Here is a 23,984-nt window from a genome sequence, read left to right as displayed (position 1 = left end):
CCGTGCAAACCCCCGATCCACGCAGAAAGCCTCACGAGCGAGCACCAATCCCCACGATCGCCAACAAGGCTCACGCCGCGGGACAGCAAATCCACAAAGTCGGGACGAGTCGAAGCCGTTCGAGCCGATGCCGGGTGCGGGCATCGTGCAAAGTGGCAACGCGGAGAGTCGAACCCGCTTTTACCGCACGTGGGCGGCCAGCTCGTCGGCGGCCAGCCGCCACTGCGCCGGGTCCTCGCTCGTGATCTTGGCGAACAGGGCCGGGCCGTCGCCGAACCGGCTCATCCCGCCGGCGTATTTGATCAAGGTGGTGGCGGAGTGGTAGCGGACCAGGTAGGCGGTGTCGTTGACCGCCTCGGCCAGCGCGGTGACCAGGGCCGGCGAGGGCGGGAAGTTGGCCAGCGCGATGGCCGCGTCGAGCCGGACGAACTCCGAGTCGCCGTCGCGCAGCACCCGGACGATGTGGCCGGACCAGGACGGGTCGGCGGTCAGCACGTACAGCGCCTCGGCGATGCGGATCAGCAACTCACCGTCCGCCGGCACGGCCGCGCGGCGCAGCAGATCGACGGTGTCGGCCGGCGCCAGGCCCTCCTCGGCCAGCTGGGCGAACGCCTGCGCGGCCAGCGAATCCCCGGCGTCCAGGCCAGCCCGTAGCATCCGGGCCACGTGGGCGGGGTCATACCGGGCGGCCGCCAGCATGGCGGAGAAGTCCGGGCCGTCATGCCAGACCAGGTACGGGTCTCCGAAGATCTCCTGCCGCCACCGGCTCCAATCCGCGTCCACCCATGGATCATGCCGGATACGGAAGATCGGCGGGGACCCCAATTTTCCTGCAAGCGTCCACAGCGGGTCCCCCGTTGGCCGCACCGGACCCACCCCTGTGGACGGCGGCCGCCCCCATGACGACCGCCGCACCGACGATGCTCCGACATCGGGCCGGATCAGGGTTGCCTGCCGGCGCAGACCACTTGTCCGTCGGCGCACGCCGCACCGGTCGCTACCATGGGTTTCGTGGCTCCCCTGGTGCTGGATTCGACCACGGTCGCGCCCGCTGACCGGCTGGACCACACCCGGGAGGCGCTGGCTGCGCTGCCGGTGCCGCTCGAGTTCGAGCTGGCCGGTCCGTCCGCCCGGGTCCGCGCCAACCGGCTCGAGGCGGCCGTCCTCGGCGCGGTGTCGGTTGCGCAGGTCACCCACGTCGTCGACGGTGGCGCGCTGGTCGACCGCACCCCTCGGATGATCAAGCGGTCCGATCCGGAGATCTACCGCATCATGGTGCATCTCACCGGATCCGACCTGATGACCCAGGACGGCCGGGAGGCGGCGCTGGCCCGCCGGGGTCTCGCGGTCTTCGACAGCTCCCGGCCGTTCCGCGTGCACTACCTACCCGGCCGCATTCCCGGCCGCGAGAACGTGCACCGGTACGCGATGCTGACCTTTCCGCGCTCGCTGCTGAGCGTCGACCCGCGCATCATGCGGGCGGCCACCGGTGTGCGGCTGGACGGCACCAGCCCGCTCGGCTCGCTGGTGCACAGTTTCGCGACCCGGCTGGCCCGCGACGCCGAGCGCTACGGTCCGGCCGACGGCGCGCGGCTGGCCACCACCGTCCTCGACCTGCTGGCGGTCTGGCTGACCGGCGAGTTCGACGGTGCCGGGCTGCCGGCCGAGGCGCACGGCCAGGCGCTGCTCGCGCAGAGCCAGGCATTCATCAGCGAACATCTGGCCGACCCGATGCTGTCCCCGCACACCGTGGCCGGGGCGCATCACGTCTCGCTGCGCACCCTGCAGAGCCAGTTCGCCGCGCAGGGCCTCACCGTGACCGGCTGGATCCGGCAGCGCCGCCTCGAGGCCTGCCGCCGCGACCTCGCCAACCCGCGGCTGGCGGAGGTCGCGGTGGCCAGCATCGGCCGCCGGTGGGGTTTCGAGAGCGCGGCGCATTTCAGCCGTCTTTTCCGGCAGGCGTACGGGATGAGCCCGCGCGCCTTCCGAGCCCTCGCCGTCGAGGTCACTCGAAGAACTTGAGGCTGAACCCGGTGTCCGAGGTGGCACCCGGCACGTTGGCCCGGCGGTAGGTGGTGTTGCCCCACCAGCAGAAGGTGCCGGTGTACCAGAACCGGTTCGCCCACGAGTACGGCGTGCCCTTGGCCACCGCGTGGTACATCAGCGGGAACCGCGGCCCGGCCGGCGGACTGGTGGCGATGTCGCCGTGCAGCAGCACGAAGGTGTGGTGCCCCGGCCCGTTCGCGGCCAGCGTCGGATCCCAGCCGGCCATCATGGTCGCCCGGTTCGACCCGAACAGGCACCCGTTCGACTTGTACCAGTCCCAGACGTACGTGGGGTCCCCACCGGCCCGCAGCCGCAGGTCGGCGAGGCAGTACTGGTCGCTCCAACTGCCGTTCGCCGAGTACACGATGTGCAGTTGCCCGTTCGGGTCCCGGATCGGCTCGGGCCCCTCGTTGATGAACGGGTTGCCGACCACCCGCTCCCAGCTCTCCCGGGGCTGCGAGATGACGTAGCGCGGCCCGGTGGGCGTGGTCGGGTTGCTCATCCGCGCGAGGTAGATGTTCTGCTCGACGTTGGTGTCACCGGCCCACCCCGACCAGACGAACCACCGCTGCCCGCCGAACGTGAACAGCGTCCCGTCGATGGCCCACTTGTTGTCCGGAAGCGCCAGTTGCGTCTCGGCTGTGTACCCACTGTCCGCAACGGCCGAACTGATCACGAACATCCGATGCGCCGCCCCCACTCCCGCGGCGAAGTAGATGTAGTAACGCCCATCGTCCATCACAATCTCGGGCGCCCACACCTCTCCGCGCCCCCGGGTGTCCGACCAGACCTGCCGGGCGGCCGCACCCGCGAGCCCATCCGGCGACGAAGCCTGCCGGACGGCAAGCCCACCGTTCATCGACTGCACCGAGACGTAGGTGGCCCCGACCCGCAACACGCTGGGATCGGCGGCCCGCAGGCCGGTCTGTCCCGCGCCGGCCGCACCGGCAAACACGACGCCGAGACCACCGGCGATCACGAGGGCAAGCGCCCCCGCCACAAGGCTGAGCTTCTTCATGGTCACATTCCCACGTCTGCCCCCAACTTCGACGCCGGCGTACGGGGGATGGCGCCCGGCGGGACCACGCCGGAGGCGTCCTGGGGATGCGGCCCGACCGCCTGCCCAGCGTTTCCGCCCGCCAACCCGGGTGTCAATCGACGAACGTCGTTCACCCCACGCCCCTGCGCGATCGGGCAACGACGAGCGCGGGCGTGCGGCGAGCTGGCCGGATGAGGTCAGCCGACCAGCAAACCCAGGGCTGCGGCGTCGGACCGCAGGGAATCGATCAGGGTGGGCATGGTCAGGCGGGGTGGGGTGGGGCGGGTTTCGGCTGCTTCGGCTACCGCTCGGGCGGCCTGGCGGGTGGGTAGCGGCAGCAGCGGGTAGTGGCCGGCGACCACCCGGTCGAGGCGGCCGTTGCGGGCTGCGAAACTCGCCAGCGAGCGCCACTGGCGCAGCGTGGCGTGGACCCCGCCGTCGGTGCCGGGCGGCTCGGGGAGGACCGTCATGTCGTCGAAGGGTTCGCTGCCGGCCAGCCACCACTCGGCGCCGGTGAAGGCTCGCTCGGACGCCGACTCGCACCAGTACGGGATCAGGCGGCGGCGCAGGGAGCCGGACGGATCCAGCAGGCGGCCGCATTCGACCAGGCAGCCCTCGCCGCCGTCCAGGTAGGCGCGGAACGCGTCGGCCAGGCCGGCGCTGAACATCTCGGGGCTTTTGTAGAGGACGCGGTACGTGCGGCAGCCGGTTTGCTCGGCCAGGTCGCGCAGTTGCGGGTCCAGGGCCGGGTCGCCGGCCGTCTCGGCGTACTGGGATGGCGCGTCCCGGAACGAACCGGACCATTGGTCGGCGCCGAGGCCGTCCAGCAGGCGGCGGAACGCCGGGCGGTCCGGACCGTAGTCGTCGGCTGTCCAGCCGGTCGTGGGGCTGCCCACCTGGAAGCCGAAGTCGGGGCCGGCCTCCAGCACCGGCCAGGTGCGCATGTCCCGGAGCAGCAGCGACGTGCCGCCCGGCTGCAACCGGGTGCGCAGGAATTCCGCGTACGCGAAAGGCAGCACACGCCACCGCAAGCGCAAGGTGACGGTGGTCCCGCACAGCGGGCCGCGCCGGACCGGGTCGTGCACCTGGCGCACGCTGACCCCGGGGTTGCCGGCCGCGATCAGGCTCGCCAGCCCGGCGCCCCAGTCCATGGCGGCCGGCCAGTCCCCGGTCGAGCCGCCCGGCCAGCGCAGCGTGACCGGAAAGCCGGTGGGCAACCAGGCCGCACCCAGCGTGGCGGCCAGGTGGGCCGCGCCGCCGTGCGGTGAGCCGAGCACCACCGCGGCGTACTTGTCGTCGGGGTACTGCGCGGTGATCCACCTGGCCACCGCCCCGGCGTCGATCTTGTCGGCCGCCTCGGCCGGCACCGCCTCGGCGGCGGCCTCGTTCGCCAGCACCTGTCCGCGCAGGTAGGGCGGCAACTCACTGCGGCGTCCCAGCACTGGTACCCGGTGGCCGCTGGTGCCGTCACGGTCCGGGGCGGCCACTTCGAGGAAGGACCGGTCGAGGCTGTCCGGGCAGAACACTCGCGCGGCCGGGATCTTGCCCTGCCGCTGTTGCTGGCGGTTGAAGACGCTCATGTCCGCTCCCCCTGGGCTGGCGGACGCCTACCCAGCGGGAGCGCAACCTAATCATTTCCGGACGTCCGCATTTGACATGGCGCCAGATCCGCCAGAAGGGACGCAGACGGTGCGCAGTGGGGGAATGCCGTTGAAGCCGACCGATGAATACGTGGCCGTGTACGCGCCGGCGCCGTGGATCTGGATCACGTCGCCGGACTGGAGCGCCAGCGGCAGCGAGTATCGGGTGTGCTGGTAGAGGATGTCCACGCTGTCGCAGGTGGGTCCGGCCAGGATCACCGGCGCGGCGGGGGCGCCGTCGTGCGGTGTGCTGAGGCGGTATTGGATCGCCTCGTCCTCGGTCTCGGCCAGGCCGCCGAAGCGGCCCACGTCCAGATAGACCCAGCGGTGATCGTCGGCATAGGACTTGCGGGCGACCAGCACCACCTCGGTGTGCAGCACGCCGGCCGGTGCCGCTATGTAGCGGCCCGGCTCGATCATCATTTCCGGCCGGTCGGCGCCGAAGTGCCGGTCGACCGCGGCGTGCACGGCGAACGCGAAGTCTTCGATCGGGCGGGCCGCCACCCGGTAGTCGACCGGGAAGCCGCCACCCACGTTCAGGTACCGCAGCGGCAGGTCACCGGCTCGCCGGAACAGTTCGGCGGCGGTGGCGATGCTCGGTTCCCAGCGGTCCGGGTCGAGTTGCTGCGAGCCGACGTGGAAGCAGACGCCGGCCGGGTCGAGTTGCTGCGAACGGGCGTAGCCGAGCAGGTCGAGGGCCAGATCCGGGGCGCAGCCGAACTTGCGGCTCAACGGCCACCGGGCGCCCGTGCTGGAGGCGAGCAGCCGGCACAGCACCGTTGCTCCGGGCGCGTACCGGGCCAGCTTGTCCACTTCGCCCAGACTGTCAAAGGCAAAAAACCTGACACCACGGGCGTACGCGTACGCGATATCTCCTGCTTTTTTGATGGTGTTGCCGTAGGACAGCTGATCGGGCCTGGCACCGGCCGCCAGGCACAGGTCGATCTCGGCGGTGCTGGCTACGTCGAAGTGCGCGCCGGCTGCCACCAGTGCCCGGAGCAGCGGCGGCTCGGGGTTGGCCTTGACCGCGTAGTAGGCCCGGGTGCCGGCGAAGGCGCGGGCGATCCGTCGGTATTGTGCCGCGGCCACCGCGACGTCGACGACGAGATAGGGGGTCTGGTCCAGGGCATCCGACGGCGCCGGTCGGGGGGCTGCGGCGGCGGTCACTGTCATGGCTCGATGTCCTCGCGTAGTCGGCCGAGCACTCAGCGTACTTCCACCCTCAGTGGAACGGCTCCCCGAATGTCTCCCGGATGCGGTAGAGATCGCGCAGTCGCGGCTCGGTGGTGCCGGCCACCCAGCGGCTCACCGTCTTGGTCGACACGTCCAGCCGGCGGGCCGCGGCCTCCAGGGTGAGTCCCTCCTGGCGCAGCCGCGCCGCGAGCCAGTTCGAGAACGACTGCGGCACGGCCGGGCGGGGTGCGGGCGCCGGGACCGGATCGGCAGCCTTGGCGGCGGTCGCCGGGCGGATCGCCGGAACATCGGGCGCGAACAGCACGTCCACCTCGGCCGAGTCCGGAAAGATCCGCAGTGAGACCTGGATGGTGCCGGCCGCACCGGCGGCGTCCAGCAGCACGTCGGCCACCCGTTCACAGAGGACCCGCACGTCCTCGTCGGACACCGGAGTGCCGGTCAACTGGCGGCGGACGAAGTCGCGGACGTCGGGGAGCGCAGCCGGCCGCGCGGGGAAGGCCTGCGCAACCACCTCGAGCGGCAGGATCTCGATGTTCTCCGGCATGAGGTGAGCTTACGATTACCGACCGCACCCGATCGGGTGACGACCGTGCCAGCCCGCGGCCGATAGCATCGCATCGATCGACACGGCCGAACAAGCCGAGATCGGATGGAGACGACCGGTGAACGTCCCGCCCGCGGACGACGGTGAGCAGGTGCTGCACATCCTCTGGATGAACGGCGGGCTGAGCTGCGACGGTGAGTCGGTAGCACTCACCGCGGCCACCCAGCCGAGCATCGAGGAGATCGTCGCGGGCGCCCTGCCGGGTCTGCCCCCGATCGACCTGCACTGGCCCTACTTCGACTTCAACAGCGGCCCGGACCAGGGCGGGGACAGCTTCATCGAGTGGTGGCACCGGGCCGCCCGGGGCGAGCTCGACCCGTTCATCCTGATCGTCGAGGGCTCGGTGCCGGACGAGACCAACAAGCCGGCGGGCTACTGGAGCGGTTTCGGCAACGACCCCGCGACCGGGCAGCCGATCACCGCGACCGAGTGGCTCGACCGGTTGGCGCCCAAGGCCACCGCGATCATGGCGGTCGGCACCTGTGCGGCGTACGGCGGCGTGCACGCGATGGCCGGCAATCCGACCGGCGCCATGGGCGTACCGGATTATCTGGGGTGGGATTGGAAGTCCAAGGCCGGGCTGCCGATCGTCTGCGTGCCGGGCTGCCCCACCCACCCGGACAATCTGGCCGAGACCATCCTGCACCTGCTCTACCAGGTGTCCGGCCAGGCGCCGGAGATCGCGCTGGACGAGTCGCTACGGCCGCGCTGGCTGTTCGAGACGACCGTGCACTCCGGCTGCGACCGGGCCTCCTTCTATGACCAGAGCGACTTCGCGACCGGCTACGGCTCGACGAACTGCCTGGTCAAGGTGGGCTGCTGGGGCCAGGTGGTGCGCTGCAACGTGGCCAAGCGCGGCTGGATCAACGGGGTCGGCGGCTGTCCCAACGTGGGCGGCATCTGCATCGCGTGCACCATGCCCGGCTTCCCGGACAAGTTCATGCCGTTCATGGAGGAGCCGGCCGGGGCCGCGCCGGCCGACGCCGGGTACGCGCCGCTGATCCGCACCCTGCGCGGCTTCACGCTGCGGGTGACCTCCGAGTCGGCGCGATGACCAGCGCCGAGGAGACCGGCCGGCACATCGAGCGGCTGCTGACCGAGTTGCACGACAGCCCCGACCCGCGCGCCGCGGCGGCCGGCGAGGAACTCACCCGGCACCTGGTGCAGCTGTACGGGGACGGCCTGGCCCGGATCGCCGGGCTGCTCGGCACCGAACGGCTCACCGAGTTGTGCGCCGACCCGCTGGTGTCGAGCCTGCTGCTGGTGCACGACCTGCATCCGGTGCCGGCCGCCGACCGGATCCGCGCGGTGCTGGCCGGCACCGGGGTCGACCTGCTCGGCGTCGACGATGCCGGCCGGGTGCGGCTGCGCGCGACGGGTTCGCGGTGCGCGGTGCGCGACGTCGAGAGCCGGGTCCGCGCGGCCGCGCCCGAGGTGTCCAGCGTGGACGTGGCGACCGCGCCGCCGCTGCTGCGCATCTCGCTGCGTCCCGGGCTCGGTCACTCCGCCAGTTGACTGGTGCCCGTCGCCCGCAAGCTCTACCGAATCGCCCACGCACCGGACAGTTGTGTCCACTCACCCCCGCTGAACAGCACGTTTGCCACCCGCTCCAGGCTTTCCCGCCGACCACATGTGTGCGGACAGGCTTGGGGTCTGGTGCCGTCCGGAAGCCGTCATGCAGCCTGAGGTCCCCGGTCCCCACAACTCATCGAGGTGAACGGCCTTGCTCTGGCAACGATTCACAGCGCGGCGGACACTCACGGCCGAACCCATGGATAACCGATGGGGCGCCTCCGGTCGGCGCCACGTACCGCTGATCATCCGTGAGCCCGAGGCGAGTTGGTGGGCCGAGCAGGCGCGGACGACCGTGACGGTGGCCGCGATCCGCGAGGGCGACGCCGGCTGGCACCCCGAGCGGGTGGTGTCCCGCCTGGCCGCGGAGGCCGCCGACGACGAGTTGCTGGTGGTCTTCGGCTCGCACGGCCAGGCGCGGCAACACCCGCTGATGGCCGAACTGCGGCGCTGCCTGCCCGGGTGCGAAGTGGTCCCGGTGCCGGTCCGCCATCGCCACGGCCGGCTGCTGCGGGACGCCGCCACGGTGGAGCACCTGCTCGACGACGGTCACCTGCCGGTGGTGGTGACCCCGGCCAACGCGCTGCACGACGTCACCGCGGAGATCGCCAGTTACCTGCGGGCCGACCGGGTGCTGCGGGTGTTGCAGACCAGCGATGGCGCCGAACTGCACCAGGTGTGGCAGCGCGCACCAGAACCCAGCGTCAGCTGATGGCCAGCCAGTCGTACCAGGAGCCGAGGTTGTCCCCCCGGGTGGCGGAGACCGCCACCACCTCGGCCTTCGGGTTGACCGAGGCGACGTGCTCGCGGCAGGCGTCGAGGTCGAAATCGACGTACGGCAACAGATCCAGCTTGTTCACCACGATCAGATCGGCAGCAGCGAACATGTACGGGTATTTCAACGGCTTGTCGGTGCCCTCGGTGACCGAAAAGATCACCGCTTTGGCATCCTCCCCCAGGTCGAACAACGCCGGGCAGACCAGGTTCCCCACGTTTTCGACGAACAGCAGGCAGCCGTCGGCCGGGTCGAGCCGATCCAGCGCGGTCCGCAACATGGCCGCGTCCAAGTGGCAGCCGGCCCCCGTGTTGACCTGCACCACCGGGCAGCCGGTGCGGCGGATGCGCTCGGCGTCCAACCGGGTCTCCTGATCGCCCTCGACCACCGCGACCGGCCGGGCGTCACCGGCGTCGCGGATGGTGCGTTCGAGCAGTGTGGTCTTGCCCGCACCGGGCGAGCTCATCAGATTGACCGTACGAATCCTGCGCTCGGCGAGCCAGGCGCGGTTGGCCGCGGCCAGGTCGTCGTTCTTGGCGAGCACCTTCTGTTCGAGGGTGACCACCTCGTGATCATGGCCGCAGCCGCACGTACCGCACATTTGGTCAACCCACCTCCATCGAGACGATTTGGAGTTCGCGACCGGCGGTGACGGCCAGGTCGGCGCTGCCGCACGGGCACAGCAGGATGAGGTCGACCAGCGTGACCTCGGCCCCGCAGTCGCGGCAGCGCGCCCGGCCGGGCCGCTGCTCGATCGCCAGCGCGGCGCCGTCTGCCACCGTGCCCTCGACGGCCAGCTCGAAACAGAAATGCATGGCCTCGGGAACCACCGCGGTCAACGCTCCTATGCGGACGGTCACCCGGTGCACGGTGCGTCCCGCGGCCCGTTCGCAGACCGCGTCCACGATGCTCTCCGCGATCGCCAACTCGTGCATATCGGCCCCGTTCCGAGGGCGCAAGGCATGGTCGCCCGGTCAGGTAGGCATTAACCGAACGGATTGACATTGTTACACGCCGCAGGTCTAGTCTGTTACCTGCCTCACACGTACGGGCCGTACGTCGACCCCCTCCAGATGGGTCCGTCCATGCCGACAGAGACGTCAGAGCCGCTCATCCATGTGTTATGGATCAATGCCGGACTGAGCTGCGACGGTGACTCCGTCGCCCTCACCGCGGCCACCCAGCCGAGCGTCGAGGAAATCGCGCTCGGCGCCCTGCCCGGCCTGCCGCGGATCGCCATGCACTGGCCGCTGATCGACTTCGAGTGCGGGCCCACCGGCGGCGCGGACGACTTCCTGGAGTGGTTCTGGAAGGCCGACCGCGGCGAGCTGGAGCCGTTCGTGCTGGTCGTCGAGGGGTCGATCCCGAACGAGCTGCTGCACGACGGCGGGTACTGGTGCGGCTTCGGCAACAACCCGGCCACCGGGCAGCCGATGACCACCAGCGAGTGGCTGGACCGGCTGACCCCCAAGGCGACGGCCGTGGTCGCGGTCGGCACCTGCGCGACGTACGGCGGCATCCACGCGATGGCCGGCAACCCGACCGGTGCCATGGGCGTCCCGGACTACCTGGGCTGGGAGTGGACCTCGAAGGCCGGCATCCCGATCGTGTGCGTGCCGGGCTGCCCGATCCAGCCGGACAACCTCTCCGAGACGCTGACCTACCTGCTCTACCAAGCCACCGACCAGGCGCCGATGATCCCGCTGGACGACAAGCTGCGGCCCACCTGGCTGTTCGGCACGACCGTGCACGAGGGCTGTGACCGGGCCGGCTACTACGAGCAGGCCGACTTCGCGACCGCGTACGGCACCCCCGAATGCATCGTGAAACTGGGCTGCTGGGGTCCGGTGGTCAAGTGCAACGTGCCGAAACGCGGCTGGATCAACGGCGTAGGCGGCTGCCCCAACGTGGGCGGCATCTGCATCGGCTGCACCATGCCCGGCTTCCCGGACAAGTTCATGCCGTTCATGGACGAGCCGCCCGGCGGCCACCTGTCCACCACCGCGATCGGCTGGTACGGCAAGACCATCAAACGCCTGCGCGCCATCACCACGCACACCCTCGACCAGGAGCCCAAGTGGCGCCGGCCGGCGAAGGAGCTGTTGAGCCGATGACCACCGAACTCGTGGAGATGGCCTGGGACCCGATCACCCGGATCGTCGGGAGCCTCGGCATCTACACCAAGATTGACTTTGCCAACAAGACGGTGGCCGAGTGCCACAGCACCAGCTCGATCTTCCGCGGGTACTCGATCTTCATGAAGGGCAAGGACCCGCGGGACGCGCACTTCATCACGAGCCGGATCTGCGGCATCTGCGGCGACAACCACGCCACCTGTTCCTGTTACGCGCAGAACATGGCGTACGGGGTCAAGCCGCCGCACCTGGGCGAGTGGATCGTCAACCTCGGCGAGGCCGCCGAGTACATGTTCGACCACAACATCTTCCAGGAGAACCTGGTCGGGGTGGACTACTGCGAAAAGATGGTCGGCGAGACCAACCCCGGGGTGCTGGAGCAGGCCAACCGCACCGAGGCACCGCAGGCCGGTGCGCACGGTTACCGCACCATCGGCGACATCATGCGCTCGCTCAACCCGTTCACCGGCGAGTTCTACCGCGAGGCGCTGCAGGTCAGCCGGATGACCCGGGAGATGTTCTGCCTCATGGAGGGGCGCCACGTGCACCCGTCCACGCTCTATCCGGGCGGGGTCGGCACCGTCGCCACCATCCAGCTGATGACCGACTACCTGACCCGGCTGATGCGCTACGTGGAGTTCATGAAGAAGGTCGTGCCGATGCACGACGACCTGTTCGACTTCTTCTATCAGGCGCTTCCCGGCTACGAGCAGGTCGGCAACCGGCGCGTCCTGCTCGGCTGCTGGGGCTCCTTCCAGGACCCGGAGCACTGCAATTTCAAGTACGCGGACATGACCGACTGGGGCCGCCGGATGTATGTGACCCCGGGCATCGTGGTGGACGGCAAGCTGATCACCACCGACCTCGTCGAGATCAACCTCGGTATCCGCATCCTGCTCGGCTCGTCCTACTACGAGGACTGGACCGACCAGGAGATGTTCGTGACGCACGACCCGCTCGGCAACCCGGTCGACCGCCGGCACCCGTGGAACCAGCACACCAACCCGCGGCCGCAGAAGCGCGACCTGGACGGCCGGTACAGCTGGGTGATGTCGCCGCGCTGGTACGACGGCAAGGACTACCTGGCGCTGGACACCGGCGGCGGGCCGCTGGCCCGGCTCTGGTCGACCGCGCTGGCCGGCCTGGTCGACATCGGCTACGTGCAGTCCACCGGCAGCTCAGTCAAGATCAATCTGCCGAAGACCGCGCTCAAGGGCCCGGTCGAGCTGGAGTGGAAGATCCCGCGCTGGAGCAACACCATCGAGCGGAACCGGGCGCGCACCTACTTCCAGGCGTACGCCGCCGGTTGTGCTCTGCATTTCGCCGAGAAAGCACTGGCCGAGATCCGGGCCGGGCGCACCAAGACCTGGGAGCCGTTCGAGGTGCCGGACGAGGGCATCGGCTGCGGCTTCACCGAGGCGGTCCGCGGCGTCCTGTCGCACCACATGGTGATCCGGGACGGGAAGATCGCGAACTACCACCCGTACCCGCCGACGCCGTGGAACGCGAATCCCCGGGACAGCTACGGCACCCCGGGTCCGTATGAGGACGCCGTCCAGGGTCAGCCCATCTTCGAGGAGAACGACCGGGAGCACTTCAAAGGCATCGACATCATGCGTACGGTGCGCAGCTTCGACCCGTGCCTGCCGTGTGGCGTGCACATGTACCTGGGTGGCGGCAAGAAGCTTCAGTTGCTGCACTCCCCCACCCAGTCCGCCGGTGGCGAGTGATCCGTGGGCGACGACTGGCGGGCCGCGGGCGCCCGCATCGACGCGCTGATCGCCGCCGACCCGGCCGGCCGGGAGGATCTCGTCCGCGAGGTCACCGACCTGTACGGCGCCGGCCTGGAACGGCTGCTCGACGTGCTGCACGAGGCCGGCGCGCTCACCGACGAGGTGCTGGCCGCGGTGGCCGCCGACGAGCTGGTGTCGGCGTTGCTACTGGTGCACGGCCTGCACCCGGACGACGCCGGCACCCGGATAGCCGCGGCCCTGGCCCGCACCGGGGTCGAACTGGTCGAGGTGACCGACCGGGGCGTGTGCCGGCTGCGGGTCGCGCACGGGCAGCCGCCGGCCGGCCTCGAAGACCTCGTCACGGCGGCCGCACCCGAGATCACCGCGGTCGAGGTGTCCACCCGGCCGGCGCTGATCCCGGTGTCGGCCCTGTTCAGCCGGGTGGCCGAGCCGACATGACCGACTCGCCCCTGTCCACACTCCGACGGATCGCCCGCAGCCGCCCCGAGCCGCCGGCCGAGCGCTGCGACATGTGCGCCACGCCGCTGGCCTCGGGGGGATCGGACGGCGGCCACTCGCACCTGGTCGACCTCGAGACCCGGCGGCTGATGTGCGCCTGCCGGCCCTGCTACCTGTTGTTCACCGACGACGGCGCCCATCTGCGGTACCGAGCGGTCCCGGACCGGTACGTGGCCCTCACCGAGCCGGTGCTCGACGACCTCCCGATCCCGGTGGGTCTGGCGTTCCTGTTCCGCAACTCGGCGCTGGACCGGATCGTTGCCTGCTATCCCGGCCCGGCCGGGGCCACCGAGTCCGAACTGGACCTGCCCACGGCGGCCCACCCGGCGCTGGCCACGCTGCGCCCCGACGTCGAGGCGCTGCTCATCCGGCGCGGCGCACCGAGCTACCTGGTGCCGATCGACGTCTGCTACGAACTGGTCGGCCGGCTGCGCACGGTGTGGCGCGGCTTCGACGGCGGCCGCGAGGCGCACGAGGTGATCGACGCCTTCTTCGACCGGCTCCGGGAGCGCACGTCATGACCGCCTGCACCGAGCGGCACCCAGCCGCGCTTGCGGACGGCCTCGCAGGCGAGGGCCAGAAGGGCATGACTAAGGAGGCTCAGTCATGACCTCGTACGCCTTCTCCGTCCTTGATGTTGTCGCCGAGCCCTACGCGGTGGCCCCGCAGCTGACCGCGCGACTGCGGATCAAGGAGACCACCGGCCGCCGGGTGCACGCCATCGCGCTGCGCTGCCAGGTGCGGATCGAACCGCAGCGGCGCCGCTACGACGCCGGCGAGGAGGACGGGCTGCGCGGCCTGTTCGGCGAGCGGGCCCGCTGGGGCGACACGCTCAAGCCGTTCCAGTGGATGCAGGCCAACACGACCGTGCAGGGTTTCACCGGGGAAACCGAGACCGATCTCGCGCTGCCGTGCACGTACGACCTCGATGTGATCGGCACCCGCTATCTGCACGCGTTGGACGCCGGCGAAGTGCCGCTCGACTTCCTGTTCTCCGGCACCATCTTCACCCGCGGGACCAGCGGATTCGAGGTGGAACAGGTGCCGTGGGCCTGCGAGGCGCGACACCGGCTGCCGGTCACCGTGTGGCGCGAGATGATCGCCGCCTACTTCCCGAACTCCGGCTGGTTGCGGATCGGCTCGGACGTGCTGGCCGACCTGGCCGCGTTCCGGGCCCGGCACGACCTGATCAGCTGGGACGAGACGATGCAGCGGCTGCTGGCCGCCGCGGACCGGCCGCCGTCGTGAGCCTGGAGGCGGCCCGGCAGGTGGCCGACGCGGTGCTCTACGAGGGATACCTGCTGTATCCCTACCGGGCGAGCGCGGCCAAAAACCGGTCCCGCTGGCAGTTCGGCGTGCTGGGCCCGCCGGTGGCCGGCGAGGGCGCCTTCGCCGAGCCGCCCGACCTCTCGATGCAGTGCCTCGTGGCGCCCGGCACCAGCGCGGCGGTGACCGTTCACCTCCGATTTCTCCAGTTGCAGGCGCGCACCTCGGCGCTTTCCTGGGACGAGGCGGTGGAACACGAGATCACGGTTCCGCTGGTGCCGCTGACCGGTACGGCCGACTTCCCGGTCTCGGTGCCGGGCGGAGTCTCATCAGACATTTTCGATATTTCCAGCGGTGACGCGCAAATAGTGCGGCGGCGCTGGCCGCTCACCGCCGTCCTGCACACCGCGGCCGAGGCCGACGCTGACCTGGTGCGGCTCACCGTGGCGGTGACCAACGAGCACGCCGGGCCGGTGGCCAGCAAGGAGGAGGCGGTCCGGCACTCATTGCTCGGCGCGCACCTGCTGCTGGAGGCGCACGACGCCACCTTCGTCTCGGTGCAGGATCCGCCGGACCACGCCGTCGCCGCCGCCGCGCGGTGCCGGCAGCGCCGGTGCTGGCCGGTGCTGGCCGGGTCGGACACCGTGCTGCTCGGCGCGCCGATCATCCTGTACGACCACCCGCAGGTGGCAGCGGAGAGCCCCGGCGCGCTGTTCGACTCCACCGAGATCGACGAGATCCTGACGCTGCGCGTGATGACCATGACCGACGACGAGAAGGCCGAGGCCCGGGCCACCGATCCGCGCGCCGCCACGATCGTCGACCGCTGCGACAACCTCACGCCGGCCGACCTGGAGAGCCTGCACGGCACCTGGCGCGAGCCCGGCACCGAGCCCAGCACGGAGCCCGGCGCCGAGTCCGTGCTGATCAACGGGGTCCGGGTGGCCAAGGGCAGCCTGGTCCGCGTGCAGCCGACCCGGCGGGCCGACGCGCAGGACATCTTCTATGCCGGCCAGATCGCCCGGGTCACCGCGGTGCTGTCCGATCTGGACGGCGCCACCCACGTGGCCGTGGTCCTGGTCGACGACCCCGCCGCCGACCTGCACGACTGGTACGGCCGATACCTCTATTTCGCCCCCGAGGAGCTCGACCCATGCTGAAACTCATCGGTGCCGCCACCACCATCGCCGTTGCCGCCGCCACGGCCTACGCCGCCGCCCTGCTGATCGAGTCGATCCCGGACATCCAGCGCTACCTGAAGATCCGAGCAATGTGAACAAGACCCTGGTGGCCGGCATCGGCAACCTCTTCCTCGGCGACGACGGCTTCGGGCCGGAGGTGGTCCGGCACCTGGTGGCCGGGCCGGTGCCGCCCGGTGTTCGGGTGGTCGACTACGGGATCCGCGGCATGCACCTGGCCTACGACCTGCTCGACGGCTACGACCGCCTGATCCTGGTGGACGCCCTGCCCGGCGGCGAGGCGCCGGGCGAGATCGTGGTGCTCGAGATCGGACCGGACGACCTCGGTCCCGGCGAGTTCGACGCGCACGGCATGAACCCGGCCGCGGTCCTCGGCGGCCTTTCCCGCCTCGGCGGGACGCTGCCGCCGACCTACCTCGTGGGCTGCCGCGTCGCCACCGTCGCCGAAGGAATCGGGCTGAGCCCGCCGGTGGCCGCCGCCGTCCCTGCCGCGGTGGACGAGGTTCGCACGCTACTGATCACCGGGAGGTCCTGACCATGTGTCTCGGCATTCCCGGGCAGGTCGTGGAGATCGTCGACGGCTTTGCGGGGCAGCTTGCGCTCGTCGACGTCGAGGGAGCCCGGCGCCGGGTCAACGTCGGCATGCTGGACGCGCCGCCCGCGCCCGGTGCCTGGGTGCTCATTCACCTCGGGTTCGCCGTCGAGGTCATCGACGCGGTGCAGGCCGGGCGTGCCATGGAAGGTCTCGAGCTCGTCGGCCGGGCCCGCCGGCTGCGCCGCCGGTTCACCGTGTCGGGGCTGGTGCAGGGGGTCGGCTTTCGCCCGTTCGCGTACGCGACGGCGGCCGATCTCGCCCTGGCCGGGTCGGTGGCCAACACCGCGCGCGGGGTGACCATCGAGGTCGAGGGCGAGCCGGACGCGGTGCACGAGTACGGTCGGCGGCTGCGCGCCGACGCACCGCCGCTGGCCATGATCGCTGACGTCGGCGAGGAGGAGATCCCGGTCCAGGGCGGCACCGGCTTCACCATCGAGGCGTCCCGGGACGACGTCCCCGGCCGTACCCTCGCCTCCCCGGACGTGGCCAGCTGCGCCGACTGCCTGCGCGAGTTGCGCGACCCGGGCGACCGCCGCTACGGGCACCCGTTCGTCACCTGCACCAACTGCGGCCCGCGCTTCACCATCATCACGGCATTGCCGTACGACCGGGACGCCACCACGATGGCCGGCTTCCCGATGTGCGCGGCCTGCCGCCGCGAGTACGAGGACCCAGCCGACCGCCGCTTCCACGCCCAGCCGATCGCCTGCCCGGACTGCGGACCGCGGCTCGAACTCGTCGACGCCACCGGTACCCCGATCGGCGCCGACGATCCGATGCGGGCCTGCCGCCGGCTGCTCGCGGCCGGCGAGATCGTCGCGATCAAGGGCCTCGGCGGCTATCACCTGGCCTGCGACGCCCGCAACCCGGCAGCCGTGGCCGAACTACGCCGCCGCAAGCAGCGCGGCGGTAAGCCGTTCGCGATCATGGTGGCCGACCTCGACGTGGCCCGGCGCCTGGTCACCCTCACCGAAGGTGAGGAACGGCTGCTGGCCGGCACCCGCCGGCCCATCGTGCTGCTGCCCCGCCGGGACGACGCCCGCCTGGCACCCGAGGTGGCGCCGGACAATCCCGACCTCGGGCTGATGCTGCCCTACACCCCGCTGCACGTGCTGCTGTTCGGCCTGCCCGGCGACCCGGCCGGACCGGACGCGCTGGTACTGACCTCGGGCAACCTGGCCGGCGAACCGATCGTCACCGACGACGCCGAGGCACTCACCCGGCTCGGGCCGCTGGCCGGCGCGTGGCTGCGGCACGACCGGCCGATCCGGGTGCCCGCCGACGACTCGGTGAGCCGGTACGTGGCCGGCGCCGAACTGCCGGTGCGGCGCTCCCGCGGGTACGCGCCGCTGCCGGTCGCGCTGCCCTTCGAGGTGGGCCCGATGCTGGCGGCCGGCGCCGACCTCAAGAACACGTGCGCGGTGGCCGACGGCCGGTACGCGTGGCTGAGCCAGCACATCGGCGACATGGACGACCTGGCCACCATCGACGCGCTCACCGCCACCGAGCGCCACCTCGAGGAACTGACCGGGGTGCGGCCCGCGGTCGTGGTGGCCGACCTGCACCCCGAGTACCGGTCCGGCCAGTGGGCCCGGCGGCACGCGGCGGGCCGGCCGGTGCGTCTGGTGCAGCACCACCACGCGCACGTGGCCGCGGTGATGGCCGAGCACGGTCTCGGCCCGGACGAGCAGGTCATCGGGTTCGCGTTCGACGGCACCGGGTACGGCCCGGACGGCGCGGTGTGGGGCGGCGAGGTGCTGATCGCCGACTACAAGAGCTACCGGCGCGCCGCCCGGCTCGGCTATGTGCCGCTGGCCGGTGGCGACGCGAGCGTGCGCCGCCCGTACCGGATGGCTCTGGCCCACCTCGCCGCCGCCTGCGTGCCCTGGCACCCGGATCTCCCGGCCGTGCGTGCCTGTCCGCCGGCCGAGCGCGACCTGCTCGCCCGGCAGTTCGGGACGGGTGCCGGCTGCGTGCCGACGTCGAGCATGGGCCGGCTGTTCGATGCGGTGTCGTCACTGGCCGGGGTGCGACACATGATCGAGTACGAGGCGGAGGCCGCGATCGTCCTCGAAGGACTCGCGCGCGGTGCACCGGCCGGCCGGGATCACCCGTACGGCTTCGAGGTGTGTCCCAGCCCCGACGGACCGGACGTCGCCGACGCCGGCCCGATGATCCGCCAGATCGCGAAGGACGTGCTCGGCGGCGTGCCGCCAGCCGTGGTGGCGGCGCGGTTCCACGCCGCGGTGACCACGCTGATCGCCGACCTCGCCGAGCACTGCCGCAGCCAGACCGGGCTCGACGTGGTGGCGCTGGCCGGCGGGGTTTTCCAGAACGCGCTGCTGGTCGCCGCGGCCGAGCGGCTGCTGACCGACCGCGGGTTCACCGTGCTGCGCCCACGCCTGCTGCCACCCAACGACGGCGGCATCGCGCTGGGTCAACTGGTGATCGGGGCCAGCATTTAGGAGGTACGGACGACATGTGTCTCGCGGTTCCCGGGCGCATTGTGCGCATCGCCGAGGTGGACGGCGTGCCGATGGCCGAGGTCGACTTCGGTGGCGTGCGCAAAAGCGTCTGCCTGCAATATCTGCCCGACGCCGAGGCCGGCGAATACGTGGTGGTGCACGTCGGGTTCGCCATTCAGCGGCTCGACGAGGAATCGGCCCGGCAGACATTGGCCAACTTCGAACGAATGGGCATTCTCGAGGAGGAGTTCGGTGAAGTACCTCGATGAGTTCAGCAATCCCGACCTGGCGCTGCGGCTGGTCGACCAGATCCACGAGGTGACCACCCGGCCCTGGGCCATGATGGAGGTCTGTGGCGGGCAGACCCACTCGATCATCCGGCACGGCATCGACCAGCTGCTGCCGTCCGGCGTCGAGATGATTCACGGGCCGGGCTGCCCGGTGTGCGTCACGCCGTTGGAGACCATTGACAAGGCGCTGGCTATCGCGGCCGAGCCCGGGGTCATCTTCTGCTCGTTCGGCGACATGCTGCGCGTACCGGGAAGCAGTAAGGATCTTTTCGCGGTCAAAAGCGCGGGCGCCGACGTGCGGGTGGTGTATTCGCCGCTGGACGCGCTGACCATCGCCCGGGAAAACCCGGACCGTCAGGTGGTGTTCTTCGGCATCGGCTTCGAGACCACGGCTCCCGCCAATGCGATGACCGTCTATCAGGCCGAGCGGCTCGGCGTCCGGAACTTCTCGCTGCTCGTTTCGCACGTGCTGGTACCGCCCGCGATCGCGGCCATCATGGAATCGCCGCGCTGCCGGGTGCAGGCATTCCTGGCGGCCGGGCATGTGTGCAGCGTGATGGGCACGGGCGAGTACCCTCCGCTGGCCGCGAAATACGGCGTGCCGATCGTGGTCACCGGTTTCGAACCGCTGGACATCCTGGAGGGCATCCGGCAGACCGTCGTGCAGTTGGAACAGGGCCGGCACGAATTGCAGAACGCGTATCCGCGGGCGGTCCGGGCCGAGGGCAATCCGGCGGCGCTGGCCATGCTGCGCGACGTCTTCGAGGTGACCGACCGCACCTGGCGGGGCATCGGCATGATTCCGGACAGCGGGTGGCGGCTGGCGGCCCGGTTCCGGGAATTCGATGCGGAGGCGCGCTTCGATGTCGGCGGCGTGCACACCGAGGAATCCTCGTTGTGCCGGTCCGGCGAGGTGTTGCAGGGACTGCTGAAACCGCACGAGTGCGCGGCATTCGGCAAGCAGTGCACGCCGCGGAATCCGTTGGGGGCGACGATGGTGTCGTCCGAGGGGGCGTGTGCGGCCTATTACGCGTACCGCCGGCTCGATCTGGTGCAGATCTCATGACCGACCTGGATTTCGAGAACTGGACCTGCCCGGTGCCGCTGCGCGACACCCCCGCCGTGGTGATGGGGCACGGCGGCGGCGGGGCGATGTCCGGCGAGTTGGTCCAGCACCTTTTTCTGCCCGCGTACGGGCCGATCGAGTTGACGGACAGCGCGGTGCTCCCGGTCGGGGCCGGCAGAATCGCGTTCTCGACCGACTCGTACGTGGTCAAGCCGATGTTTTTCCCGGGCGGCTCGATCGGTGACCTGGCGGTGAACGGAACGGTCAACGACTTGGCGATGTCCGGCGCGACGCCGCTGTATCTGTCGGTGGCATTCATCTTGGAGGAGGGGACGCTGCTCACCGAGGTGGGCCGGATAGCCAAGGCACTGGGCGCGGCGGCAGCGGCGGCCGGCGTTCGCCTGGTGACCGGCGACACCAAGGTGGTCGACAACGGCAGCGGCGACGGCGTCTACCTGAACACGTCCGGCATCGGCACGGTCCCCGACGGCGTGACGATCGCCCCGACCCGGGCCGCGGCTGGCGACGCGATCCTGATCAGCGGCGACATCGGCGTGCACGGGGTGGCGGTGCTGTCGGTCCGCCAGGGCTTGGAGTTCGAGACCACGGTCAGGAGCGACACGGCGCCGCTGGCCGGCCTGGTGTCGGCGATGCTGGCCACCGGCGCCGACGTCCACGTCCTGCGCGATCCGACCCGAGGCGGGGTGGCGGCGTCGCTGAACGAGATAGCCAGGACGGCGCAGGTGGGCATCGAGGTGACCGAACGAAGCCTGCCCATCCCGGCGGAGGTGGCCGACGCGTGCAGCCTGCTGGGCCTGGACCCGCTGCAGGTGGCGAACGAGGGCAAATTGCTGGCGTTCGTCCCCGCCGCCCAGGCCGACGAGGTCCTGGCCGCGATGCGAGCCCATCCAGCGGGCGCCGGAGCCCACCGGATAGGCACATGCGTCCCTGCCCACCCCGGGATGGTGGTGGCGCGGACGGCGTTGGGCGGCACCCGGGTCATAAACATGCCGATAGGCGAACAACTCCCCCGAATCTGCTGAGCCCCATGCTTCCGAGCCTCTTCTCCGCGGCCCGACCTCACTTCCGCCACCGGCCGGGCGGGACGGCCCAGCCTCCGGCGCCGCCCCTCTGCCACCGCCGGCCGGGCGGCGCGGTCCAGCCTCCGGCGCCGCCCCTCTGCCACCGCCAGCGCCGCCCGGCCCCGCCTCCCTCGCCGGGTGAGCGGCGCAAAACCGTAAGGTCGGGTTTGTGAGTGCGGCGGGGGCCCTCCTGTTTGCGCGGTATGCGTATCCGCCCAATGAGCTTGGGTACTGCGGGCCGGCGGGGGCGGGGGTTCTGCTGGACGGGTCCGAAGGGGAGATCGCCAGGCGGGCTCGGGGGTTTGAGGGGGCCTGGGCGTACCTGGAATTTCTTGCGGGGGTCGCGGGGACGGCCGATCCGTTGGATGAGGAGGTCGTGGAGGCGTACTGGATCGGGAATGCTCTCCTCGACCAGGCCGAGCCGGCGGAATTGACCGGATTTATCCGGCAGCGGTTTGCGGGGCAGGTGGGGGGCACCTGGGTTGACGCCGATTCGCGCGCGGTGGCGCACCACAGTTTTCATGTGTTCGAGGTGTATCCGTGGGCGGTGCTGCTGCATCGGACCGGCAACCCGGCGGCGGTGTCGGTGCTGGATCGGTGCCGGATACGGACCGGGGTGGTCCGGGAGGTGGGCGAGTCGACGGCGACGGTCACCGCGCGGCCTCTGGTCTGGCGGGAGGGGCGGCTCGCAGCCGGACCTTCGGCGGTCGAGCGGGTGACGTGGTCGGTCGGCGGGCGGTCGCTGCTGGCGGGGCTACATGTGGGCGATCAGGTTGCGCTGCACTGGGACTGGGTCTGCGACGTGCTGACGGCTGATCAGGTGCGCAAAATCATCGCGTACGAGGAAAGGCAGTTGACCTTGATCGCCGAAAAAATGTCGTAGCCCCGGTCTAACGTCTCCGCCATGACCACACTCACCGACCGCCCGAACGCGGCTCTCATAGTCATCGACGTGCAAAACAACATCGTTGCCGAGGCACACGACCGTGACCAGGTCGTCGCCAACATCGCCACGCTGGTCGACCGGGCGCGCGAGTCCGGTGTGCCGGTCGTCTGGGTGCAGCACAGCAGCGACGAGCATCTGCCCCGCGGCACCGAGGGCTGGCAGTTCGTCAAGGAGCTGGTGCAGCGCACCGCCGAGCCGGTCGTGCACAAGCGCTGGGCCGACTCGTTCGAGGAGACCGACCTCGAGCGGGTCCTGGCCGACCGCGGCATCGGCCACCTGTGGGTGACCGGCGCCCAGACCGACGAGTGCATCCGCAGCACGCTGCACGGAGCGATCGCCCGCGGCTACGACGCCACCCTGGTCTCCGACGCGCACACCACCGAAGACACCTCGGAATACGGCGCACCGACCCCCGACAAGGTGATCGCGCACACCAATCTGTACTGGCAATACCACCGAGCCCCCGGCCGCACAGCAGGCACGCAGCCCACCGCCGAGGTCAACTTCAAAATCGCCGGCTGACCGCGCATCGCCGACGTGCGGCCCGCCCGGGCGGCTCAAGGCGAGCCGGTGCGGGCCGCGCATTCGCCGCGGTCAGGATGGCCTGGCCGTGCCCGGCTGGGTGGCCGCGCCCGGATTGCCGAAGGCGCAGCCCGGGTCGGGTGCGTCCACGGCCAGCGGGCTGCCGGACGGCTGTGCGTACAGCACCTCGAGCACGAGCTCGCCGGACCCGAGGTTGCGGCCGATGTGCACGTTGTTCGAACCCCACTGCTCCAGCAGCGTGCCCCCCGCGGCATAGACCCCATCCGACTTGCACGAGGAGTCGAAGTGGCTGAGCGTGCCCTTGACGACCTTCGCCGCGACCGGCCCGCGGTGGTAGTGCCACCCCGTGCTGGTCCCGGCGGGCATCCGGATCCGCCGCAGCGTCAGGTCATTGCCCCAGACCTTCTTCTTCCAGACCAGCGTGCTGACAACCCCGGGATCCGGCGGCGTCGCCTGAGCCGAGGCCACGCCCGGCCCCACCACCAGCGCACCCGCCACTACCCCGGCACCACAGAGGCGCCCCAAAGACTTCCATGAAACCGACATGCTCCTTTTGTACGTTATAGCCCTAGTCTTCGGACCCGGAGCGCCCGAGGACGCTCCGATCAGGGGGCTCCCCGAGGGCGCCCACTTGCCGGTCATGCGGTCACTCTGCGTGCACGGCGGGAATTTAGAATTGGCATGATCCAAACTAAAGGAGTTCGCATTGGGGCGGGAAAATTGATACATGCGACAGCTGCAGTTGTTCCCCAGCGCCGAACTGTATAAAAGTGCGCGACCGCACTGCAGCACGCAACTATTCTCCCGAGCGCGACAAATTCCGCCGCGACCACGAGCGCCACCGCACCTGGGGCTCAAGCAGCGCCGCGCCGAACGCCAACGCCAGGTGCGCGACAAACGCGACGAGTGGCTACGGCCGACCATCCCCGCCGCCACCACTCGCCGCACCGACCGCATCGCGAGGGCGAGCGCGCCGGCCACCGCCGGAGGCCCCGGATCCTCGGCAGCGACAACGCCCAACCCAGCACCGCCGCCGCCGGACCCAGCATCACGACGTCGCCCAGCACCGCCGTCGCCGGCCCCAGCCCCAGCATCACGACGTCGCCCAGCACCGCGGGCCGCGCCATCCACACGGCCCGCGCCATCCACACGGCCCGCGCCATCCACACGGCCCGAGCCGACAGCCGCGCCGCCCCCAGCCCGCCCGCCAGCACCATCCCCACCACGACGGGTGCCGTCGGCAGCCTCGACCTCCCGCCAACGCTGCACACGCGG

The 23,984-nt window shown here is 70.7% G+C and carries 26 protein-coding genes; 18 read left to right on the top strand and 8 right to left on the bottom strand.

From position 1 onward, the window contains the following. Nucleotides 1–180 precede the first annotated feature (180 nt). Nucleotides 181–783: a hypothetical protein gene (locus Ari01nite_RS40215; RefSeq protein WP_203788590.1), complete on the bottom strand. Its 603-nt coding sequence runs from the start codon at nucleotides 781–783 to the stop codon at nucleotides 181–183. Between the two features lie 228 nt (nucleotides 784–1,011). On the opposite strand from Ari01nite_RS40215, the gene Ari01nite_RS40210 reads away from it, so the two are divergent. After that, on the top strand, nucleotides 1,012–2,022 hold the full coding sequence (locus tag Ari01nite_RS40210; protein ID WP_203788588.1) for a helix-turn-helix domain-containing protein: 1,011 nt from the start codon (nucleotides 1,012–1,014) through the stop codon (nucleotides 2,020–2,022). Here Ari01nite_RS40210 and Ari01nite_RS40205 read toward each other — a convergent pair. The 4 genes from Ari01nite_RS40205 to Ari01nite_RS40190 all read right to left on the bottom strand — a co-directional run bounded on the left by Ari01nite_RS40205 (nucleotide 2,006) and on the right by Ari01nite_RS40190 (nucleotide 6,463). Beyond that, nucleotides 2,006–3,064, bottom strand: a complete 1,059-nt coding sequence (locus Ari01nite_RS40205) for a glycoside hydrolase family 43 protein (RefSeq protein WP_203788586.1) — start codon at nucleotides 3,062–3,064, stop codon at nucleotides 2,006–2,008. The genes Ari01nite_RS40210 and Ari01nite_RS40205 overlap by 17 nt on opposite strands. A 218-nt stretch (nucleotides 3,065–3,282) precedes the next feature. Then, complete coding sequence (locus Ari01nite_RS40200; protein WP_203788584.1) at nucleotides 3,283–4,665, bottom strand: hypothetical protein; 1,383 nt, start codon at nucleotides 4,663–4,665, stop codon at nucleotides 3,283–3,285. 51 nt (nucleotides 4,666–4,716) lie between these two features. Next, nucleotides 4,717–5,898, bottom strand: coding sequence for a type III PLP-dependent enzyme (locus Ari01nite_RS40195; RefSeq protein ID WP_203788582.1), 1,182 nt, complete (start codon nucleotides 5,896–5,898; stop codon nucleotides 4,717–4,719). 49 nt (nucleotides 5,899–5,947) lie between these two features. After that, nucleotides 5,948–6,463 carry a helix-turn-helix domain-containing protein gene (locus tag Ari01nite_RS40190; protein WP_203788580.1) on the bottom strand — a complete coding sequence of 172 codons (516 nt, stop codon included), beginning with the start codon at nucleotides 6,461–6,463 and terminating at the stop codon, nucleotides 5,948–5,950. Nucleotides 6,464–6,581: 118 nt separating this feature from the next. On the opposite strand from Ari01nite_RS40190, the gene Ari01nite_RS40185 reads away from it, so the two are divergent. The 3 genes from Ari01nite_RS40185 (at nucleotide 6,582) to Ari01nite_RS40175 (ending at nucleotide 8,807) form a co-directional block, all read left to right on the top strand. Continuing rightward, entirely contained in the window at nucleotides 6,582–7,577 is a 996-nt protein-coding gene (locus Ari01nite_RS40185; protein WP_203788578.1) for an NADH-quinone oxidoreductase subunit B family protein, read from the top strand. Beyond that, complete coding sequence (locus tag Ari01nite_RS40180; RefSeq protein WP_203788576.1) at nucleotides 7,574–8,038, top strand: NifU-related iron-sulfur-binding protein; 465 nt, start codon at nucleotides 7,574–7,576, stop codon at nucleotides 8,036–8,038. Before Ari01nite_RS40185 ends, Ari01nite_RS40180 begins: the two co-directional genes overlap by 4 nt. 256 nt (nucleotides 8,039–8,294) lie before the next feature. Further along, a complete protein-coding gene (locus Ari01nite_RS40175; RefSeq protein ID WP_203788574.1) occupies nucleotides 8,295–8,807 on the top strand; it encodes a hypothetical protein in 513 nt (170 codons plus the stop codon). Here the strand turns inward: Ari01nite_RS40175 and hypB are convergent. Together hypB and hypA are read right to left on the bottom strand one after the other, a co-directional pair. Continuing rightward, nucleotides 8,800–9,435 carry a hydrogenase nickel incorporation protein HypB gene (gene hypB / locus Ari01nite_RS40170; protein ID WP_239163428.1) on the bottom strand — a complete coding sequence of 212 codons (636 nt, stop codon included), beginning with the start codon at nucleotides 9,433–9,435 and terminating at the stop codon, nucleotides 8,800–8,802. The genes Ari01nite_RS40175 and hypB overlap by 8 nt on opposite strands. A gap of 40 nt (nucleotides 9,436–9,475) precedes the next feature. Further along, entirely contained in the window at nucleotides 9,476–9,805 is a 330-nt protein-coding gene (gene hypA / locus Ari01nite_RS40165) for a hydrogenase maturation nickel metallochaperone HypA (RefSeq protein ID WP_203788570.1), read from the bottom strand. 183 nt (nucleotides 9,806–9,988) lie between these two features. Between hypA and Ari01nite_RS40160 the strand changes: the two genes are divergently transcribed. The 14 genes from Ari01nite_RS40160 to Ari01nite_RS40100 all read left to right on the top strand — a co-directional run bounded on the left by Ari01nite_RS40160 (nucleotide 9,989) and on the right by Ari01nite_RS40100 (nucleotide 22,688). After that, a complete protein-coding gene (locus Ari01nite_RS40160; protein ID WP_239163427.1) occupies nucleotides 9,989–10,984 on the top strand; it encodes an NADH-quinone oxidoreductase subunit B family protein in 996 nt (331 codons plus the stop codon). Continuing rightward, nucleotides 10,981–12,735: a nickel-dependent hydrogenase large subunit gene (locus Ari01nite_RS40155; RefSeq protein ID WP_203788566.1), complete on the top strand. Its 1,755-nt coding sequence runs from the start codon at nucleotides 10,981–10,983 to the stop codon at nucleotides 12,733–12,735. The genes Ari01nite_RS40160 and Ari01nite_RS40155 overlap by 4 nt, the downstream gene beginning before the upstream one ends. 3 nt (nucleotides 12,736–12,738) lie before the next feature. After that, the gene (locus tag Ari01nite_RS40150) at nucleotides 12,739–13,197 is read left to right on the top strand and encodes a NifU-related iron-sulfur-binding protein (protein ID WP_203788564.1); all 459 of its coding nucleotides are present in this window, start codon (nucleotides 12,739–12,741) and stop codon (nucleotides 13,195–13,197) included. Continuing rightward, nucleotides 13,194–13,778 (top strand): DUF5947 family protein, encoded by a 585-nt coding sequence (locus Ari01nite_RS40145; protein WP_203788562.1) that lies wholly within the window; start codon nucleotides 13,194–13,196, stop codon nucleotides 13,776–13,778. Before Ari01nite_RS40150 ends, Ari01nite_RS40145 begins: the two co-directional genes overlap by 4 nt. An 85-nt stretch (nucleotides 13,779–13,863) precedes the next feature. Next, complete coding sequence (locus tag Ari01nite_RS40140; RefSeq protein WP_203788560.1) at nucleotides 13,864–14,505, top strand: DUF6084 family protein; 642 nt, start codon at nucleotides 13,864–13,866, stop codon at nucleotides 14,503–14,505. Continuing rightward, a complete protein-coding gene (locus Ari01nite_RS40135) occupies nucleotides 14,502–15,683 on the top strand; it encodes a hypothetical protein (protein ID WP_203788558.1) in 1,182 nt (393 codons plus the stop codon). The genes Ari01nite_RS40140 and Ari01nite_RS40135 overlap by 4 nt, the downstream gene beginning before the upstream one ends. After that, a complete protein-coding gene (locus Ari01nite_RS51120) occupies nucleotides 15,677–15,799 on the top strand; it encodes a DUF6893 family small protein (protein ID WP_275410919.1) in 123 nt (40 codons plus the stop codon). Before Ari01nite_RS40135 ends, Ari01nite_RS51120 begins: the two co-directional genes overlap by 7 nt. Then, nucleotides 15,796–16,257, top strand: coding sequence for a hydrogenase maturation protease (locus Ari01nite_RS40130; protein WP_203788556.1), 462 nt, complete (start codon nucleotides 15,796–15,798; stop codon nucleotides 16,255–16,257). Before Ari01nite_RS51120 ends, Ari01nite_RS40130 begins: the two co-directional genes overlap by 4 nt. A 2-nt stretch (nucleotides 16,258–16,259) precedes the next feature. Then, the gene (gene hypF / locus Ari01nite_RS40125) at nucleotides 16,260–18,782 is read left to right on the top strand and encodes a carbamoyltransferase HypF (RefSeq protein ID WP_203788554.1); all 2,523 of its coding nucleotides are present in this window, start codon (nucleotides 16,260–16,262) and stop codon (nucleotides 18,780–18,782) included. A 14-nt stretch (nucleotides 18,783–18,796) separates the two neighbouring features. Continuing rightward, nucleotides 18,797–19,051: a HypC/HybG/HupF family hydrogenase formation chaperone gene (locus Ari01nite_RS40120; RefSeq protein WP_203788552.1), complete on the top strand. Its 255-nt coding sequence runs from the start codon at nucleotides 18,797–18,799 to the stop codon at nucleotides 19,049–19,051. After that, a complete protein-coding gene (gene hypD, locus Ari01nite_RS40115; protein ID WP_203788550.1) occupies nucleotides 19,035–20,138 on the top strand; it encodes a hydrogenase formation protein HypD in 1,104 nt (367 codons plus the stop codon). Before Ari01nite_RS40120 ends, hypD begins: the two co-directional genes overlap by 17 nt. Beyond that, nucleotides 20,135–21,181: a hydrogenase expression/formation protein HypE gene (gene hypE, locus Ari01nite_RS40110; protein ID WP_203788548.1), complete on the top strand. Its 1,047-nt coding sequence runs from the start codon at nucleotides 20,135–20,137 to the stop codon at nucleotides 21,179–21,181. The genes hypD and hypE overlap by 4 nt, the downstream gene beginning before the upstream one ends. A gap of 208 nt (nucleotides 21,182–21,389) precedes the next feature. Further along, complete coding sequence (locus Ari01nite_RS40105; protein WP_239163425.1) at nucleotides 21,390–22,103, top strand: DUF6390 family protein; 714 nt, start codon at nucleotides 21,390–21,392, stop codon at nucleotides 22,101–22,103. A 21-nt stretch (nucleotides 22,104–22,124) separates the two neighbouring features. Next, nucleotides 22,125–22,688 carry a cysteine hydrolase family protein gene (locus Ari01nite_RS40100; protein WP_203788544.1) on the top strand — a complete coding sequence of 188 codons (564 nt, stop codon included), beginning with the start codon at nucleotides 22,125–22,127 and terminating at the stop codon, nucleotides 22,686–22,688. A gap of 72 nt (nucleotides 22,689–22,760) precedes the next feature. Here Ari01nite_RS40100 and Ari01nite_RS40095 read toward each other — a convergent pair whose 3' ends face one another. Further along, a complete protein-coding gene (locus Ari01nite_RS40095) occupies nucleotides 22,761–23,207 on the bottom strand; it encodes a cupin domain-containing protein (protein WP_239163424.1) in 447 nt (148 codons plus the stop codon). Between the last annotated feature and the right edge of the window lie 777 nt (nucleotides 23,208–23,984).

The organism is Paractinoplanes rishiriensis, assembly GCF_016862375.1.
Classification (GTDB): Bacteria; Actinomycetota; Actinomycetes; order Mycobacteriales; family Micromonosporaceae; genus Actinoplanes; species Actinoplanes rishiriensis.
Note: the sequence above shows the minus strand (reverse complement) of the source record. Positions and strands in the feature narration are given on the sequence as shown.